The sequence below is a fragment of the Hydrocarboniphaga effusa AP103 genome (assembly GCF_000271305.1).
Taxonomy (GTDB): Bacteria; Pseudomonadota; Gammaproteobacteria; order Nevskiales; family Nevskiaceae; genus Hydrocarboniphaga; species Hydrocarboniphaga effusa.
On record NZ_AKGD01000001.1, the window covers coordinates 1,821,662 to 1,837,858 of the forward strand.

The 16,197-nt window shown below is 66.1% G+C and carries 15 protein-coding genes; 2 read left to right on the forward strand and 13 right to left on the reverse strand.

What is annotated here, in order from left to right:
• Positions 1-4: 4 nt before the first annotated feature.
• The 9 genes from WQQ_RS07980 to WQQ_RS08025 all read right to left on the reverse strand — a co-directional run bounded on the left by WQQ_RS07980 (position 5) and on the right by WQQ_RS08025 (position 9,432).
• A complete protein-coding gene (locus tag WQQ_RS07980) occupies positions 5-1,291 on the reverse strand; it encodes an MFS transporter (RefSeq protein ID WP_007184632.1) in 1,287 nt (428 codons plus the stop codon).
• Between the two features lie 82 nt (positions 1,292-1,373).
• Positions 1,374-2,474 (reverse strand): 3-dehydroquinate synthase, encoded by a 1,101-nt coding sequence (gene aroB, locus WQQ_RS07985; protein ID WP_007184633.1) that lies wholly within the window; start codon positions 2,472-2,474, stop codon positions 1,374-1,376.
• A gap of 58 nt (positions 2,475-2,532) precedes the next feature.
• Positions 2,533-3,063, reverse strand: a complete 531-nt coding sequence (gene aroK / locus WQQ_RS07990) for a shikimate kinase AroK (protein WP_007184634.1) — start codon at positions 3,061-3,063, stop codon at positions 2,533-2,535.
• 12 nt (positions 3,064-3,075) lie between these two features.
• The gene (locus WQQ_RS22910; protein ID WP_007184635.1) at positions 3,076-4,185 is read right to left on the reverse strand and encodes an Ig-like domain-containing protein; all 1,110 of its coding nucleotides are present in this window, start codon (positions 4,183-4,185) and stop codon (positions 3,076-3,078) included.
• A 92-nt stretch (positions 4,186-4,277) separates the two neighbouring features.
• On the reverse strand, positions 4,278-6,401 hold the full coding sequence (locus WQQ_RS08005) for a type IV pilus secretin PilQ (protein WP_237715027.1): 2,124 nt from the start codon (positions 6,399-6,401) through the stop codon (positions 4,278-4,280).
• Positions 6,402-6,487: 86 nt separating this feature from the next.
• The gene (locus WQQ_RS08010; RefSeq protein WP_007184637.1) at positions 6,488-7,003 is read right to left on the reverse strand and encodes a pilus assembly protein PilP; all 516 of its coding nucleotides are present in this window, start codon (positions 7,001-7,003) and stop codon (positions 6,488-6,490) included.
• Positions 7,000-7,653: a type IV pilus inner membrane component PilO gene (locus WQQ_RS08015; protein ID WP_007184638.1), complete on the reverse strand. Its 654-nt coding sequence runs from the start codon at positions 7,651-7,653 to the stop codon at positions 7,000-7,002. Before WQQ_RS08015 ends, WQQ_RS08010 begins: the two co-directional genes overlap by 4 nt.
• Positions 7,650-8,342, reverse strand: a complete 693-nt coding sequence (locus WQQ_RS08020) for a PilN domain-containing protein (RefSeq protein WP_007184639.1) — start codon at positions 8,340-8,342, stop codon at positions 7,650-7,652. The genes WQQ_RS08015 and WQQ_RS08020 overlap by 4 nt, the downstream gene beginning before the upstream one ends.
• Positions 8,343-8,346: 4 nt before the next feature.
• Positions 8,347-9,432: a pilus assembly protein PilM gene (locus tag WQQ_RS08025; protein WP_007184640.1), complete on the reverse strand. Its 1,086-nt coding sequence runs from the start codon at positions 9,430-9,432 to the stop codon at positions 8,347-8,349.
• A gap of 194 nt (positions 9,433-9,626) precedes the next feature.
• Here WQQ_RS08025 and WQQ_RS08030 point away from each other — a divergent pair, with 194 nt between their 5' ends.
• Both WQQ_RS08030 and WQQ_RS08035 read left to right on the forward strand, forming a co-directional pair.
• The gene (locus tag WQQ_RS08030; protein ID WP_237715028.1) at positions 9,627-12,008 is read left to right on the forward strand and encodes a penicillin-binding protein 1A; all 2,382 of its coding nucleotides are present in this window, start codon (positions 9,627-9,629) and stop codon (positions 12,006-12,008) included.
• A 140-nt stretch (positions 12,009-12,148) separates the two neighbouring features.
• A complete protein-coding gene (locus tag WQQ_RS08035; protein WP_237715029.1) occupies positions 12,149-12,727 on the forward strand; it encodes a hypothetical protein in 579 nt (192 codons plus the stop codon).
• A gap of 136 nt (positions 12,728-12,863) precedes the next feature.
• Here the strand turns inward: WQQ_RS08035 and WQQ_RS08040 are convergent, their stop codons facing one another.
• The 4 genes from WQQ_RS08040 to WQQ_RS22915 form a co-directional block, all read right to left on the reverse strand.
• On the reverse strand, positions 12,864-14,159 hold the full coding sequence (locus WQQ_RS08040) for a citrate synthase (protein WP_007184643.1): 1,296 nt from the start codon (positions 14,157-14,159) through the stop codon (positions 12,864-12,866).
• A 265-nt stretch (positions 14,160-14,424) separates the two neighbouring features.
• Positions 14,425-14,628: a 50S ribosomal protein L31 gene (gene rpmE / locus WQQ_RS08045; RefSeq protein WP_007184644.1), complete on the reverse strand. Its 204-nt coding sequence runs from the start codon at positions 14,626-14,628 to the stop codon at positions 14,425-14,427.
• Between the two features lie 85 nt (positions 14,629-14,713).
• On the reverse strand, positions 14,714-14,899 hold the full coding sequence (locus WQQ_RS08050; protein WP_007184645.1) for a CPXCG motif-containing cysteine-rich protein: 186 nt from the start codon (positions 14,897-14,899) through the stop codon (positions 14,714-14,716).
• A 9-nt stretch (positions 14,900-14,908) separates the two neighbouring features.
• Positions 14,909-16,180 (reverse strand): alpha/beta hydrolase, encoded by a 1,272-nt coding sequence (locus tag WQQ_RS22915; protein ID WP_436198056.1) that lies wholly within the window; start codon positions 16,178-16,180, stop codon positions 14,909-14,911.
• Between the last annotated feature and the right edge of the window lie 17 nt (positions 16,181-16,197).

Here is a 16,197-nt window from a genome sequence, read left to right on the forward strand (position 1 = left end):
GATTCTAAGTCGGATCGCGCGGGGCTCGCGTGGCTTTGCGAAACGCAAGCGTGGCCAGCAAACCGACGAGCGCCAGAGCCGCCACGACGAGGAACACCTGGCGATGGCCCAGCGCGCCCGGATGGCGGTCGAGCAGCCAGCCGATCAGCGGCCCGGCGAAGACATCGGGCAAATAGCCGATCACCGAAACCAGGCCGACGGCGCTGCCGGTGACCGCCAGCGGCACGCGAGCCTCGTTCATGACCGCGTGATAGATCGCGCGCAGCGCATAGATGGCGAGACTCGTGACGGCGACGGTGGTGACGAACATGGCCGGCAACCGCATCAGCGACGGTGCGGCGCTCGCCAGCGCGAGCGCGCCCGCCATCAGCAGCGCGAAGCCTGCGGCCAGCAGGCGCGAGCCCTGCACGCGATCGGCGAGCAGGCCCGCTCCGAGCGCGGCGAGCGGCCGCATCCAGAAGGCCAGGCTGCCGAGGCGTGCGGCGGCGACATCGTCGTAGCCGAGCACCTCGTATGCGTAGAGCCCGAAGTTGTCGGTGGCCTTGTAGGCGAAGTAGGCGCAGACGATGACGACCGCCTGCAGCCAGACGCCCGGCAGTCTCGCCGCGGCGCGCACAGCGCCGAAAGTCGTCCGCGGTTCTCGATTCGCCTCGACCGTGCCGCGCGGCAGCGCGAACCAGGCGAACGCCGCGGCGAGCATCGTGAGAACGGCACCGGCCGAGATCACCTGCGCGAGCGCCGCGCGGCGCTGTGCGAGCGTGGCGCTCTGCACGTCGGCCGGCAGCAGCGAGGCGAACAGGCTTACCGCGAGCGACGCCAGCACCGCCGCGAGCAATCCACGTCCGCCGTCGAGCAGGCCGTAGGCCCGCCCCTGCGTATCGTCGCCGCCCCACTCGCGCGCGGCACGGATCAGCGCCGCCCAGAACAGCAGAATCGAACTGACGCCCCAGAACGCGTAAAGCAGCCGGAGCACGCCGATCGCAGGAACGCTCGCGAACACCCCGCCGCCGAGCGCGGTGATGGCGAGCGCGATGGCGATGAGCCGGCGCGGCGCGATGCGGTCGGCCAGCGGTCCGCCGAGGAAGTACGAGACCATCGCCACCGCACCGTAGACCGAGAACGCGCTGCCGAGCTGCAGGTTGCTGAGCCCGAAGACGTCGAGAAACGTCGTGCGGAACACGCGCACGATCACGAACGGCAGCACGAACATGGTTTCGCCCGCGACGATCAGCGCGAGCATCGCGAGCGCGCGCGATCGGGAATCGAGAGCGGAAGCGGGCGAGCCGGGCATCGGCCGAGTCTGAGCGCCGGACTCGGCCGCTCAGCTGAAGCAGCCGCGCCGGCAGGGCGCCGGCGCGGTGTCGATCACAAGCTCAGCTCGTCGTCCGGCAGGCTGCGGCAAGGGTCTCGTCGAGCAGGTCCTGCTCGAAATCCGACGACAGCACCGCGTCGCCGAGGCCGCGCAGCAGGATCAGGCGCAGCTTGCCAGCCTTGACCTTCTTGTCGAGGCCCATGAGGTCGCGGAAGTGCTCGGCCGTCATGCCTTTGGGCGGCGCCACCGGCAACCCGGCGCGGGCGATCAGGGCGGTGCAGCGGGCCGCGACGGCCTCGGTGATCCAGCCGTGGCGCGCCGACAGGTCGGCGGCGAGTACCAGGCCGGTCGCCACCGCCTCGCCGTGCAGCCACTCGGTGTAGCCCGTGTAGGTCTCGATCGCGTGGCCGAAGGTGTGGCCGAGGTTTAGCAATGCGCGCGGACCGCTGCCGGTTTCGCGCTCGTCGAGGCCGACGATGCGCGCCTTGATCGCGCAGCAGCGCTCGATGATCTCGGCAAGCGAGTTCGGATTCAGGCTCAGGATGCGGTCGAGGTTGCTCTCGAGCCACTCGAACAGCAGGCCGTCGGCGAGCATGCCGTACTTGATGACTTCGGCGAGCCCGGCGAGCAGCTCGCGCTTGGGCAGCGTCGCCAGCGTGTCGGTGTCGGCGACCACCGAAATGGGCTGGTGGAAGGCGCCGATCAGGTTCTTGCCGCGCGCATGGTTGACGCCGGTCTTGCCGCCGACCGAGGAGTCGACCTGGGCCAGCAGCGTGGTCGGAATCTGGATGAAGTCGATGCCGCGCTGGTAGATCGAGGCGACGAAGCCGGTCAGGTCGCCGATGACGCCACCGCCGAGCGCGATCAGGCAGCCGTCGCGCGACAGCCGACTCTCGAGCAGCCAGTCGAGCACCTTGCCGGCGCTGTCCCAGGTTTTGCTGGCCTCACCGGCCGGCACCACGTAGACCTGATCGCGGGTCAGCGACAGTGCGCCGAGCAGGGCCTCGAGGTAGAGCGGCTCGACGTTGCTGTCGGTGACGACGCGCAGGCTGCGGCCGGCGCTTTCGGGAAAAGCGGTATCGAGGCCGGCGATGCTGCGGCCGATGCGGATGGGGTAGCTGCGAGCACCGAGCTCGACTTTGAGGATGCGGGTGTTGTTCAAGCGCGACGGAAAGCCAGAAAGGACGAATCGGGCGGCGGGCCGACGTCGATCGCGAGGATCAGACGGCGGTCGCCGGTCGGTCGATATGATCCTCTATTTCGCGGGCCAGCTGGCGGGCGTTGCGACCGTCGGTGCTGATCACGAGGTCGGCGATCTCGCGATAAAGAGGGTCGCGATCCTCGAACAGGCGCTGCAGCACCTCGCGCCGGTCGGGCACGTTCTGCAGCAGCGGCCGGTTGTCGTTGCGCGAAGTGCGGTGCTGCTGCTGGTCGACGCTCGCGTGCAGGTAGACCACGAAGCCGCGCGCCGACAGCCATTGCCGGCTGTCGGCATCGAGCACCGCGCCGCCACCGGTGGCCAGCACGATGCCGCTGCGCTGGGTCAGGTCGGCGATCACCAGGCGCTCGCGCTTGCGAAAGCCGGACTCGCCCTCTTTCTCGAAGATCAGCGGGATATCGACCCCGGTGCGCTCCTCGATCTCGGTATCGCTGTCGATGAATTCGAGTCCCCGCGCCTCGGCCAGCCGCTTGCCGACCGTGGTCTTGCCGGCACCCATCGGGCCGATCAGGAAGATGTTGCTCTTGTTCACAGAGGAGGAGGACTAGTTGTTGATCACAATGGTGACCGCCTGTGTCGCCAGCGAGCCCGCCGTGATATTGATCTTGGCGGTGCCCGCGACCCCATTGGCCCGGTAGAGCGCCGTGGCGATACCGCTGCTGTCGGTGGTGGCGACGGTGGGCGACAGCGTCCCGCCCGACGGTGCGCTGGCGATCGAAAAGCTCACACTCGCCCCGCTGACGGCGTTGCCCGAACCATCGACCACTTTCGCCGTCAGCGTACTGGCGCCGTTGGCGGCGCTGATCGGAGAGGCGGCGGCCACCGTAAAGGAGGCCGGCTCACCGATGTAGCGCAGCGTCAATGTCGCGGTGGGGCTGGTGCCGCTCCCGGACTCGCCGGTCGCGGTGATGGTTTCGGTACCCGCCGTGCTCGAGACCACCTGCAGGCGTGCAAAGCCGCTGCTGTCGGTGGACAGCGTCAACCGGTTCGCCGCATTGCCGTCGGCGTCCACCAGGGTCCCGAGCTTGGCGGAGAACGTGACCGGCGCACTGACGGCGAGGCTGTTCGAGGTCCATTGCAGCACCAGCGGCTGCAGCGAATTGAGCGAGACCGTGGTTGCGGCCGCCGGCGCAGTGAACTGGAACACCGCAGGCGTCATCTTGATGTCTTTGGTGACCTCCAGCGCCTTGCCGCCCACCATCCCCTTGGCCGTGACGTAGGCGATGCCGGTCACCGGGGTGGTGGTGGCGGTTCCGCTGCTGCTGGTGCCGGTGCGGATCGCCGAGAGCGTGAAAGGCAGCTCACCGCGCGCGTCCGTCGTGGTATCGGTGCTCGCCAGCGACAAGGTGCCGAGGCTCGTCGTCAGCGTGATGGCGACGCCCGAAACCGGCGCCGTGCCGAGCAGGGCGCTGACGACGTAAGACTGGCTGCCTCCGGAGCTGACGCTTTCCGGCCCCGTGATCGTCAGGGCCGGCGTGGTCACGGCGCCCGGATCGCTGCTGAGGTCGCCGCCGCTGTCCGAGCTGCTGCCGCAGCCGACCAGCAGCGACGCGAGGGCCAGCCAGGCGCCGCCGAGAAAATGACCGAGTTTCATAGCCGACCAGGCGAAAAGTTGGCTGCCAGTATAGCCAAGCCGCCGATCGGCCCGGTCCATGGAAGCCTCTGAAAACGCAGGGAACAGGGCTTCGGTAGCTTTTGTCTACGTGAGCCGCGGGGCGGGCCGGCGGCACCGGCTCCCAGTTGATCTCAGTTGATCTGCAGGCCTTCGCGCAGGATGCGCGGCGTCACGAATACCAGCAGCTCGTCGCGGTTGTTGACCGTGGTCCGGTTGCGGAACGCAGCCCCGAGAATCGGAATGTCGCCGAGCAGCGGGATCTTCGAAACGCTGTTGCGGTTCTCCTGCTGGTAGATGCCGCCGAGCACCACGGTCTGGCCGTTCTCGACGAGCACCTGCGTGGTGACCTTGCGCGTATCGATCGACGGAACCTGGCCGCCGCTGCCGGTGGTATAGGTCTGGCCGACGCTGTCGTTGTTGACCGCCAGGTCCATGATGATGCGATCGTCCGGCGTGATCTGCGGCGTGACGTTGAGCGACAGCACCGCCTTCTTGAACGAGACCGACGTTGCGCCGCTGCTGGCCGCTTCCTGGTACGGAATCTCCACGCCCTGCTCGATCGAAGCCTGCTTGGCGTTGCTGGTGATCACGCGCGGCGTCGAGATGATTTCGCCGCGGCCTTCGGCCTGCAGCGCCGAAAGCTCGAGATCGACGAGATAGTTCTTGCCGAGCAAGGCCAGCGCGATCTTGCCCGCGCTGTCGCTGGCAGCCGGCAGGTTCACGTTGAAGCGATCGTTGAGCGCGCCGGGCGACACCGGAAAGCCGCCATTGCTGAGGTAATCGTTGACCGAGGTGTCGTTGGCCTCGGCACTGCCCGAGGTCGAGATGATGCCGTTGCGGCCATTGCGCCTCACCGCGCTGACGCCGAAGCGCGCGCCGAGTTCTTTGGAATAGTCGTTGTTGGCGATCACGATGCGCGATTCGATGAGCACCTGGCGCACCGGAATGTCGAGCCGCGCGATCAGCGTGCGAATTTCGTTGATCTTCTCGCGCGTCTCGAGCACCAGCAGCGTGTTGGTGCGATCGTCGATCGACACGCGGCCGCGTTCGGACAGGATCGAGTTCTCGCCCGACTTCAGCAGCGCGGCAACGTCCGCCACCTTGGCGTAGTTGACCTGGATCAGCTCCGAACGCAGCGGCGCAAGCTCCACCTTCTGCTTCTCGGCCTCGGCCTCGATCTTGTCGCGCTCGGCGAGTTCGGCCAGCGGCGCGACGATCATCACGTTGCCCTGCTGGCGCATGCCGAGGCCCTTGGTGCGCAGGATGATGTCGAGCGCCTGGTCCCAGGGCACGTTCTGCAAGCGCATCGCGATCTCGCCGGTCACCGAATCGGACACCACCATGTTGGTGCCGGCCACGTCCGCGATGATCTGCAACAGCGAGCGGATGTCGATGCTCTGGAACGACAGCGACACCTTCTCGCCGGTGTACTGCGGATCGGTCTTCTTGCGCTCGTCGCGCTGCGTCTGCGACAGCGGCTGCAACTCGATGATGGTCTGGTTGCCGAGTTGCGTGGTCTTCTGTTCGAAGTCGCCGCCGGTCACCGGCACGATGACGACCTGTGCATCCGAGCCCGTCTTGAGCACATCGACGAACTTCACCGGCGTGGCGAAATCGAGCACGTCGAGCCGGCGCACCTGCGCATCGGCCAGATTCACGTTGCGGAAGCGCGCCACCACGCGACCACCTTCGTCGCTGACGTTGGCGACCGCTTGCGGATTGTCGAGCGACACGATGATGCGGCCTTCGCCCTTTTCACCGCGGCGAAAATCGACGTGCGTGATCGACGCCACCGCCGGCACGGCACTGATCGCGGCCACCGGCCCCGACAAGGTCGAATAGTTTTGCGGCGGAACGCCCGAGCTCAGTGGCGCATTCGCCGAAGGCAGCGCATCGATCGTCACGAAGATGCGGTTGCCGTCGACGCGAACCTTGTAGCCGACCATCTGCGTGAGCTCGATCACCAGGCGCGTGCGGTCCTTGTTTTCGGCCGCCGACAGCGCCTGCACCTTGGCGAGGTTGACCTTGCGATAACGCTCGGCCATCGCCAGCCGCGTCTGCGGCAGGTCGATCGAAACACGGGCCGGCGACTCGTTCGGAAACACGATGGGCTCGGGCGCCGCGCTCGACAGCGTCAAGGTCACCAGTACGCGACCGCCTTCGAGGGCCGCCGCATCGGCGGACTGCAGCGCACGTGACATCTGCGCGTTCGACATGCCCGGCAGCAGCGCGAGCACGGCGAGCAGCAGGCTCATCATTGTCATCGTCGGCTTGCGAGTCCGCGATGCGCGCCCGATGGACGCGATTGTTGTGCGAGGCTTCATCTGCGCGGGACTCCCAATCATTGCGACAGCGCCAACGTGGCCGGGCGCTGGACGTAGCCGCCGAAGCCGTCGGCCACCAGTTCCGTGAGCGTGATTTCGGTTTCGGTGACGCTCTTCACCTGGCCGAAGTTCTGGCCCATGTAATTGCCCACGCTGACGCGATGGATGATGTTGTCGGGCGACTTGATGAGCCCGAATGTCGCGCGCGGCGTGCGGATGATGCCTTGCATGCGCAGCGCATCGAGCGGGTATTCCTCGAGCGCCTCCTTGGGCCGCTTCGGATCGGGACGCGGCCCCGGACCGGTGCCGACCGGGCGCTTGGGCTGCTCGGCCACGAACGGATCGCGCCGCGTTCCGGCGTCGTAGGCGTAAGCCTCGTAAGGCTTGATCTGCGGAATCGGCTCGACCTGGGTGGACTTGCGCGCCTTGACCTCGGAGACCCATTGCTCGAGATCGCCCATGCCGCCACTGCAAGCCGCAAGCATCGCGAGCAGTCCGAAAGCGCAGAGCAGTCGAAGGACGGCGGCGCTCATTTCTGACCTGCCTTCTTTTCGTTCTCGGCGATCTCGTCGGCGTCGAGATAGCGATAGGTCTTGGCCAGCGCGGTCATGCGCAAGCCGCCGCGCGGAGCCGTGACGCCCGGCGCGGTCGCACCGACCGGCTTGAGCTCGACTTCGTCGATGGTGACGATGCGCGGCAACGCGGCCACCGCGCCGACGAAGCGGCCCATGTCGTGATAATCGCCGGTGACGACGATGCGGTTCGGCATCTCGGCGTAGAAATCCTTCGGCACTTCGGGCTGCGGCTGGAACAGCTCTTCTTCGAGGTTGCTCTCGACGCGCGTCTGCGAAATGTCGGCGAGCAGATTGGCCACTTCGGTCTTGCTCGGCAGCTGCTTGAGCATGGCGCCGAAAGAGGTCTCCATTTCCCGGAGCTGCTCTTTGTAGGCGTCGAGCGCCGCAACTTTCTTCTGCTTCTGCTCGAACTCGCCGCGCAGGCTGATCTCCTGTTGCTCGCGCGTTGCCAGATCTTCGTTCAGCGGCACGATGAAGTACCAGTAGCCGGCCGCCGAAATGACGACGCCGAGCAGGATCGCCGCGGCCACGCGCACCCAGTCGGGCCAGCCCGCCGGGTTCTGCACATCGATGGACTGCAGCTCGGACCAGGCTTTGGCGAGGCTCATTCGACCACCTCCGAACCCGCATCGTCGCCCGCACTGGCCTTGGTCAGGTTCTTCACCTGCAGCGTGAACTCACTGGTTCGCGTGCTGCCCTTCTCGCTGGTCTTGATGACGATCAGGCGCGGATCGTCGAACCACTGCGAAGCGTCGAGATTCTTCATGTAGGTGGAAACGCGCGCATTGGATTCGGCGGCGCCTTCGAGCAGCACGCTGCTGCCGGTCTGCTTGACCGAGGTCAGGTTCACGCCTTCGGGCAAGGTGTTCACGAGCTCGTCGAACAGATGCACGGTGGCGCTGCGCGAAGCCTGAAGCTCTTCGATCACGTGCATGCGCGCGAGCAGGTTGCGCTTCACCTTCTCGAGCTCCTGGATCTCCTTGATCTTCTGATCGACTTCGGCGATCTGCTGGCGCAGGTAATCGTTGCGGCTCTGCTGCTGATCCAGCTTGCCGTTCACGAACATGCGCCCGATCAGCACCAGGCCGATCGCCAGCACGAACGCCAGGCCCATGATGTTGTTGAACTGGCGCTGGCGCAGCTCGCGGCGCTGCTGCCGCCAGTCGAGCAGGTTGATGCGCATGACCATCGGCTCGGGCGCATCGGGCGCTTGCGGCTCGGCCTTGAGCACCGGCGTGCGCGAGAACTTGCCCGCGAACGGGTTCTTGAGCGGCTGGTCGAGCTTCGGCAGCGGCATCGTCTCAAGCCTCCGGATCGAAGGCGCGCATCGCCAGCCCGCTCGCGATCAGCAGCGAGGCCGCATCCCGTGCGAGCTGCGCGGGCTTGGCGCGCGCCGCGACGCCGACGTGCGCGAACGGCTGCGCGACCGCGACCGGAATCTGCAGCTGATCGGCGAGCTGGCGGTCGACATGATCGATCGCCGCGCAGCCACCGGCCAGGATGATCTGGTCGATCTGTCCGTGCTGCGAGGTGGAAGCGAAGAAGAACTGCAGCGAGCGGTCGATCTGCTGGCCCATGTCGGCGACGAAGGGCGCGAGCACTTCGAGCTCGAAGCCATCGGGCAGGTTGTTGAAGCGCCGCGCCTGGCTCGCTTCTTCGAGCGTCATGCCGTAGTAGCGCATCATGTCTTCGAGCAGCTGGCGACCGCCGAAGGATTGATCGCGCGTGTACACCGCCTGCAGGTTCTGCAGCACCAGCACCGAGGTCGTGGTCGCGCCCATGTCGATCAGCGCGATCGTGCGGTTGTGCCCGCGATCGGGCATCTGGTGACGCAGCAGCAGCGCCGAGTTCTGCAGCGCGTTGGCCTCGATATCGACGATCTTCGGCGTCAGCCCGGCGATCTCGAGCGCCGCGCAGCGCGTCTCGACCTGGTCCTTGCGGCAGGCCGCGAGCATCACGTCGACCTGCCCGGCACCGACGGCGCTGGCACCGAGCACCTGGAAATCGAGCGCGACTTCGTCGATCGAATACGGAATGTACTGGTCGGCCTCGACCTTGATCTGCTCTTCGAGATCGAGCTCGGAGAGTGACTCGGGCATTTGAATGATCTTGGTGATGACCGATGCACCCGACACCGCGAGCGCCGCCTGCCGCGTGCGCGTGCCCGAGCGATTGACGGCACGCACGATGCATTCGCCAACGGCCTGCGGATCGAGGATCTGCTTGTCGGCCACCGCGTTCGCGGGCAACGGCTCGATGGCATAGCTCTCGACCGCGTAGCGATCGCCACGCCTGGCAAGCTCGACGAGCTTGATGGTGCTGGAACTGATATCCAGGCCGATCAGCTCGCGGCTCTTGCTACCGAACAGCGATTGCATGATCGACATGGTCCCTAGCTCGTCCGCGAACCGCGGCCCGCCCCTCGTTGAACGACATGACGCCACCCTTCCCCGATCGTAATATAGCGCCTGATTTTCATGAAGCGACAAAGGCTTGCATGAGCAGGGCGGGCAATGTCGAGCTGTGCTGCACTTCGCATTGGGCGGCTTTTTAGAGTGAGCGGTTGGACGAGGAGTCGGTTGTGAGATGGGCTAGCCGCATACTGTTGATACTCGCCTGCCTGGGGGTTGTGGGATTTGGTCTGCTGGTCGGTGTGTTCTTCGCCGCCAAGTGGCATTACGGTGCCCAGCTGCCTTCCGTGGCCTCGCTACGCGAACTCCAGCTGCAGGTTCCGCTGCGGATCTACACGCGCGACAACAAGCTGATCGGCGAATACGGCGCCGAGCGGCGAGCCCCGTTGCACTACGAGCAAATCCCGCAGCGCGTCGTCGATGCCTTCCTGGCCGCCGAGGACGATCGCTTCTTCGAGCATCCGGGCGTCGACTGGCGCGGGCTTGCACGCGCGAGCGTGGTGCTGGCCACCACCGGCCAGAAGAGCCAGGGCGGCAGCACCATCACCATGCAGCTCGCGCGCAACGTGTTCCTGTCGCCGGAACGCAGCTACGTGCGCAAGTTCAAGGAGATCCTGCTCGCCATGCGCATCGAGGACGAGCTCAGCAAGCAGGAGATCCTCGAAACCTACCTCAACAAGATCTTCCTCGGTCAGCGCGCCTACGGCGTCGGCGCCGCTGCCCTGGTTTATTTCGGCAAGGATCTGTCGGACTTGAGCTGGTCGCAGGTCGCGCTGCTCGCGGGCCTGCCGAAGGCGCCCTCGCGCGACAACCCGGTGGCGAGTCCGGAGCGCGCCAAGGAGCGACGCGATTACGTGCTGCGCCGGCTGCGCGATCTCAACAAGATTTCCGCGCTCGACTACGAGGCCGCGCTGGCCGAGCCGGTGACGGTCAAGTTCTCGCTGCCGGCGGTCGAGGTCGATGCGTATTACGTCGCCGAGATGATCCGCGCCGAAATGGTCGCGCGCTTCGGCGAGGCCGCCTATACCGGCGGCTACCGCGTGACCGCGACGATCGAATCGCACAAGCAGGCCGCGGCCAATGCCGCGCTGCGCGATGCCTTGATCGCCTATGAAGAACGTCACGGCTGGGCCGGGCCGGAGAAACAGCTGCCGGCGTCCTTGCTCACCGAGAACGCCGACAGCAAGGGCATCGGCAACTTCCTCGATGCGTTGCCGACCGCGGCCGGCCTGCTGCCGGCCGCGGTGGTCGATTTCGACGGCACCAAGCTGCGGGTCCTCACGCGCAGCCAGGGTCTGGTCGAGCTCGAGGCCGGCGATTTCAAATGGGCCGGCCTGTCGGCGAAGAAGCCGGCCAGACGTGGCGATGTCGTGCGCATTCGCCGCGATGGCGAACGCTGGAAGCTCGCCCAGCTTCCCAATGCGCAGGGCGCGCTCGTCGCGCTCGATCCACGCGATGGCTCCGTGGTCGCGCTCGTCGGCGGCTACGATTTCCTGCTCAACAAGTACAACCGCGTCGTGCAGGCGCGTCGCCAGCCGGGCTCGGGCTTCAAGCCCTTCCTGTACACGGCTGCGTTCCAGTTCGGCTTCTCGCCGGCGTCGGTGGTGCTCGACGCGCCGGTGGTGTTCGAGGACGCCAATCTCGAAAGCGCCTGGCGCCCGGAGAATTCGAGCGGCGATTTCAAAGGCCCGATGCGCCTGCGCGAGGCGCTCGTGCAATCGCGTAACCTGGTATCGATCCGCCTGCTGCAGGCCGTCGGCATCGATTACGTGCGCGACTACGTGAGCCGCTTCGGGCTGGCCAAGGAGCGCATGCCGCGCGACCTGTCGATGGCGCTCGGCAGCGGCAGCTACACGCCGATGGAAATGGCGCGCGCGTATTCGGTGCTCGCCAACGACGGCTTTCTGATCGACCCGTTCTTCATCGACGAAATCGTCGATCCGCGCGGCGGCCTCGTGTTCAAGGCCAAGCCCAAGGTCGCCTGCCCGGAATGCGCGGCGCTGATCGTCGACACCGCGGCCGGCACCGACGGCCGGCCGCAAACGCCGCCGCCGGCCGACACGCTGGCGCCGCAGGTGGTCGATCCGGGCATGGTCTGGATGGTCGACGACATCCTGCGCGAAGTGGTCACGCGCGGAACCGGCGCCCAGGCCCGCGAGCTGCGTCGCGGCGACATTCGCGGCAAGACCGGCACCACCAACGACGAGACCGACGCCTGGTTCTACGGCTTCAACACCCAGCTCGTCGCCGTCAGCTGGGTCGGCTTCGACCAGCCCAAGCCGCTCGGTCGCGGCGAGTTCGGCGGCAAGGCCGCGCTGCCGATGTGGATCGACTTCATGCGCGCGGCGCTCAAGGGCCTGCCCGAGCAGACGCTGCCGCGCCCGGCGAGCCTCGTCGAAGTTCGCGTCGACCCGCGCAGCGGTCGGCTGCTGCCCGAGGAATCGGATGGCGGCACCGTCGAAGTGCTGCCGTCCGACCGTCTCGAACGCGCGCGCTCCGAGGCCCAGCGGGCTCCGGCGGAGAAGAGCGTGGGCGAGGACGAGCTGTTCTAGCGGCGCTGCCGGACGGGTGTCAGCGACATTTCCCGCTGACACGAAATCGTGTTATCCATGAGCCATGGGAGCGAACCGGTTGCTCCCGCTCGTCGGATCACACCATGGGCAAGCGCGCGATAGGGTTTCAACGCGAAATCGTGGCCGAGGCAGCACGCCTCATCTGCGAGGAAAGGCTGACCGATTACCGCCTGGCCAAGCAGAAAGCGGCCGAACGCCTCGGCCTGCCGGGCCGCACGCAGATGCCCGAGAACGCGCGCATCCACGAAGCCGTCATCGAGTATCAGCGGCTGTTCGGCGGCAGCGAATACGCCGAGCGCCTGCAGCTGCTGCGCCGTACCGCGGTCCGCGCGATGAAGCTGCTCGCGACTTTCGAGCCCCGCCTCGTCGGCGCGGTCGCCAGCGGGGCGACCACCGATGCGCATCTCGTACGTCTGCACGGTTTCGCCGACAAGCCGGAGATGCTCGACATCTTTCTCGAGGGCCGCAAGATTCCGTACGAGACCGGCGAGCGCCGTTATCGCTACCCGGACGGACGCATCGAAGAGATTCCGACCTGCGAATTCATGGCCGGCGACGTCGGCATCGAGATGGCCATGTTTCCGCCCGAGGAGCTGCGCCGTCCGCCGCTGTCTCCGCACGACGGCCAGCCGATGAAGCGGCTCGATCTCGCCGCGGCCGAGTTGCTGGCCGAGCAGCCGATCGACCTCGCGGTATAGGGTGGTTTGGCGGCGCAGCCGCGTAACCCATCGCTTTTTTCGGATGGCGCACAACAGCGGCTACGTCTGGCGCCCCGACCCAGCAACGAAAAAGCCGGCTTTCGCCGGCTTTTTCGCTTCCACAGACGCCTTCAGCTCAGCGCTGAGCAACCGGCGTGTAGTCGCGCACGGCGGCACCGGTGTAGACCTGACGCGGACGCGCGATGCGCGTGGTCGAATCGGCGGTCATCTCGTTCCAGTGCGCGCACCAGCCCACGGTGCGGCCGACGGCGAACATCGGCGTGAACATGTTGACCGGAATGCCGAGCGCTTCGTAGATGATGCCGGAGTAAAAATCGACGTTCGGATAGAGCTTGCGCTGCTTGAAGTAATCGTCGTTGAGCGCGATTTCTTCGAGCTTGAGGGCCAGCTCCATCTTCGGATCGTTTTCCTTGCCGAGTGCCTTGAGCACCTTGTGGCACTGCTCGCGGATGATCTTGGCGCGCGGATCGAAGTTCTTGTACACGCGATGGCCGAAGCCCATCAGGCGCACGCCTTCGACCTTGTCCTTGACCTTCTGCATGAACGCCGGCACGTGCTTGACGTCGCCGATTTCATTGAGCATTTCCAGCACGGCCTCGTTGGCGCCGCCATGCGACGGGCCCCAGAGCGCGGCGATGCCCGACGAGATCGCGGCATACGGATTGGTGCCGGTGGAACCGGCCATGCGCACCGTCGAGGTCGAGGCGTTCTGCTCGTGATCGGCGTGCAGGATGAAGAGCACGTCGAGCGCCTTGGCGGCGACCGGGTTGATCTCGTACTCCTCGGCCGGCACCGCGAACATCATGCGCAGCAGGTTGCTGGAGTAGTCGAGATCGTTCTTCGGATAGACGAAGGGCTGGCCGACGGTCTTCTTGTAGACCGCGGCGGCGATCGTCGGGATCTTGGCGATCATGCGATGCGCGAAGATCTCGCGATGCTTCGGATCCTTGTTGTTCGTCGTGTCGTGATAGAACGCCGACAGCGAGCCCACCACGCCGGTCATCATCGCCATCGGATGCGCGTCGTAGTTGAAGCCGTCGAAGAACTTGCGCAGCGACTCGTTGAGCATCGTGTGACGGCGGATGCTCTGGTCGAACTCGGCAAGCTGGGTTGCCGAGGGGAGTTCGCCGTGCAGGGTCAGATAGCAGACTTCGATGAAGCTGGACTTTTCGGCGAGCTGTTCGACCGGATAGCCGCGATACAGCAGCACGCCTTCGTCACCGTCGATGTAGGTGATGGCGCTCTTGGTCGAGCAGGTCGAGGTGAACCCGGGGTCGTAGGTGAAGATGCCAAGCTTGTCGTACACCTTGCCGACGTCGGCGCCAGGAGTGCCGATGGTGCCGGTGATCAAGGGAAGTTCTATTTTCTCGCCGGTTTCGTTGTTGACGAGGCTGTACGTCGCTTTGCTCATCCTGATACTCCAATCGCGTAAGAATGGATCGAAGCCCTTACGCTGGTCCTCTCGCGCAAGACGCTGCGGGCGCCAGACAACGCGAGTGGCAATACAGTCGGTCGGAAATCGAATCGGAAAATGCTGCAGCGCGATTATCGCTCTGTCTTCCGATGCTTACAACGCGTCCAAAGTCGCAATTGCATTCGCAAATTTCAATCGGAACGAAAACGGCCGCCTCGAGGGCGGCCGTTCTGAGGCGAGAGACTCGCCTGCAACCAGCGGATTAAGCGGCGTAGCGCTTCTTGAACTTGTCGACGCGACCGCCGGTGTCGATGACCTTCTGCTTGCCCGTGTAGAACGGGTGGCAGGCGGAGCACATTTCGACGCTCAGCGTGTCCTTGGCGACGGTCGAGCGCGTGTCGAAGGTGTTGCCGCAGCTGCAAACGACCTTCACGGCGTGATAGTTCGGGTGGATGTCGGCTTTCATTGGACGGCTCGCGCGATGCGTACAGACAAAAAGGGGCGCGAAGTTTAGTTGCCAGGCTTGGCAGATGCAAGCCCCGGCTTGCGGCTCAGTCGTCCTCGCCCTGCACGTCCACTTCGAAACCGCCCCCCTCGTCGACCGTCAGCCGCACGACGATCGGCCGGCAGCAGACCGAACAGTCCTCGATGTACTGCTGCGAGCCCGCGGACAGATCGAGCTCCAGCGGGATCGTCTCCCAGCAGTACGGGCAGGTGACGCTGAGATCTTCGAGCATGCCTTGGGTTTACGGATCGATGGCGACGCGGGCAGTGTAGACCTTGGTTCCGCCGGCCAGCGCCGCGGCAATCGTGTATTGCGGATGGGCATTGGCCCGGCCCAGCGGCACACCGATCCACAGCCGCCCGTCGGGATCGGCGGTGGCCTGGGTACGGCTCGTTTCGGTGGAGGCGCGCGCAACCTCGACGACGTGCGTCGAGCCCGGCGCGTAGAACGCCGGCGTCCGTACCAGCGCGCTGCCCGATCCCTCGAGCACGAAGCCGGTGCGATCGGCCTCGGAAAGCGTGCTGAATTCCAGTGCCGGGCGCTGCAGTTCCACGCGCCAGCCGAAGACTTCGTACTGCGCTTCGATGGCGGCGTGACGCAGTGGCGAGGGGGCGGGAGCCGGGCTGGCAAAGACCTGCATCAGTGCCGGCAGCGTTTCGCGCAGATCCTGCTGCCAGTAGGGCCAGGTATGCGACCCGGGGCCGTAGTCGATCCAGTCGTGCGCGATGCCCAGGCCGACGAGCACCTCGTGCAGATTCTCGCTCTGCCGATAGACCACGCGCTCGACGAGGTCGAAGGCGGCGTCGATCAGGTTCGGCTCGCCGTTACCGCTGTAGAGAATCAGCCGCAGGTTCGCCAGATTGGGCGCCAGATCGACCGGATTGCTGCCGCGCCAGCGCACTTCGGCGGTGCTGCGCGAGCCGAACACCTGGCTACCGATCAGCGGCCAGAGGATGCGGTCGTTGGTGTCGACGGCGCCGGAGAACGCGGCGGCGGCTGCGAACAGGTCCGGGTGCCGCGCCGCATAACTCATCGCCCCGAAGCCGCCCATCGAAACGCCCGCCACCGCCCGCCCCGCGCGAGCGCCGACGGTGCGCAGGTTGAGGTCGATCCAGGGGATCAGCTGGCCGACGTGGTAGCTCTCGTAGGCCGGCGGGCCGTAGCGACCGGCGTTGTAGTGGTCGGTGTATTGCCCGGCCGCGCCGCCATCTGGCATGACCACGATCAGCGGCAGATTCGCGGTCAGCGCCTCGACGGCTCCGTGGTCGGTCCAGTCGCGATAATTTCCCTCGGCTCCATGCAGCAGCACCAGCACCGGATAGCGCGCCTGCGATCGCGCATAGCCCGCCGGCAACAACAGGCGGACCTTGCCGGTGCCTCCGCCGGATTCGGGCGCGGCGAAGCCTTGGTCCTCCAGCGCCGGCGTCGCGAACTGCAGCTCCAGCAGGCGCGGGCTCAGCTGCCGCTGATCGACCAGCGAAAGCGGGCTGCCGGCATTGCGGTCGCCGAGCACGATGGCGTCGTCGTCAT

What these genes read in the sequence shown, in the direction of transcription:
- WQQ_RS07980 (WP_007184632.1), bottom strand. Translation starts at nt 1,291, where the DNA reads ATGCCCGGCTCGCCCGCTTCCGCTCTCGATTCCCGATCGCGCGCGCTC.
- WQQ_RS22910 (WP_007184635.1), bottom strand. Translation starts at nt 4,185, where the DNA reads ATGGACCGGGCCGATCGGCGGCTTGGCTATACTGGCAGCCAACTTTTC.
- WQQ_RS08005 (WP_237715027.1), bottom strand. Translation starts at nt 6,401, where the DNA reads ATGAGCCTGCTGCTCGCCGTGCTCGCGCTGCTGCCGGGCATGTCGAAC.
- WQQ_RS08010 (WP_007184637.1), bottom strand. Translation starts at nt 7,003, where the DNA reads ATGAGCGCCGCCGTCCTTCGACTGCTCTGCGCTTTCGGACTGCTCGCG.
- WQQ_RS08015 (WP_007184638.1), bottom strand. Translation starts at nt 7,653, where the DNA reads ATGAGCCTCGCCAAAGCCTGGTCCGAGCTGCAGTCCATCGATGTGCAG.
- WQQ_RS08020 (WP_007184639.1), bottom strand. Translation starts at nt 8,342, where the DNA reads ATGCCGCTGCCGAAGCTCGACCAGCCGCTCAAGAACCCGTTCGCGGGC.
- WQQ_RS08025 (WP_007184640.1), bottom strand. Translation starts at nt 9,432, where the DNA reads ATGTCGATCATGCAATCGCTGTTCGGTAGCAAGAGCCGCGAGCTGATC.
- WQQ_RS08040 (WP_007184643.1), bottom strand. Translation starts at nt 14,159, where the DNA reads ATGAGCAAAGCGACGTACAGCCTCGTCAACAACGAAACCGGCGAGAAA.
- rpmE (WP_007184644.1), bottom strand. Translation starts at nt 14,628, where the DNA reads ATGAAAGCCGACATCCACCCGAACTATCACGCCGTGAAGGTCGTTTGC.
- WQQ_RS08050 (WP_007184645.1), bottom strand. Translation starts at nt 14,899, where the DNA reads ATGCTCGAAGATCTCAGCGTCACCTGCCCGTACTGCTGGGAGACGATC.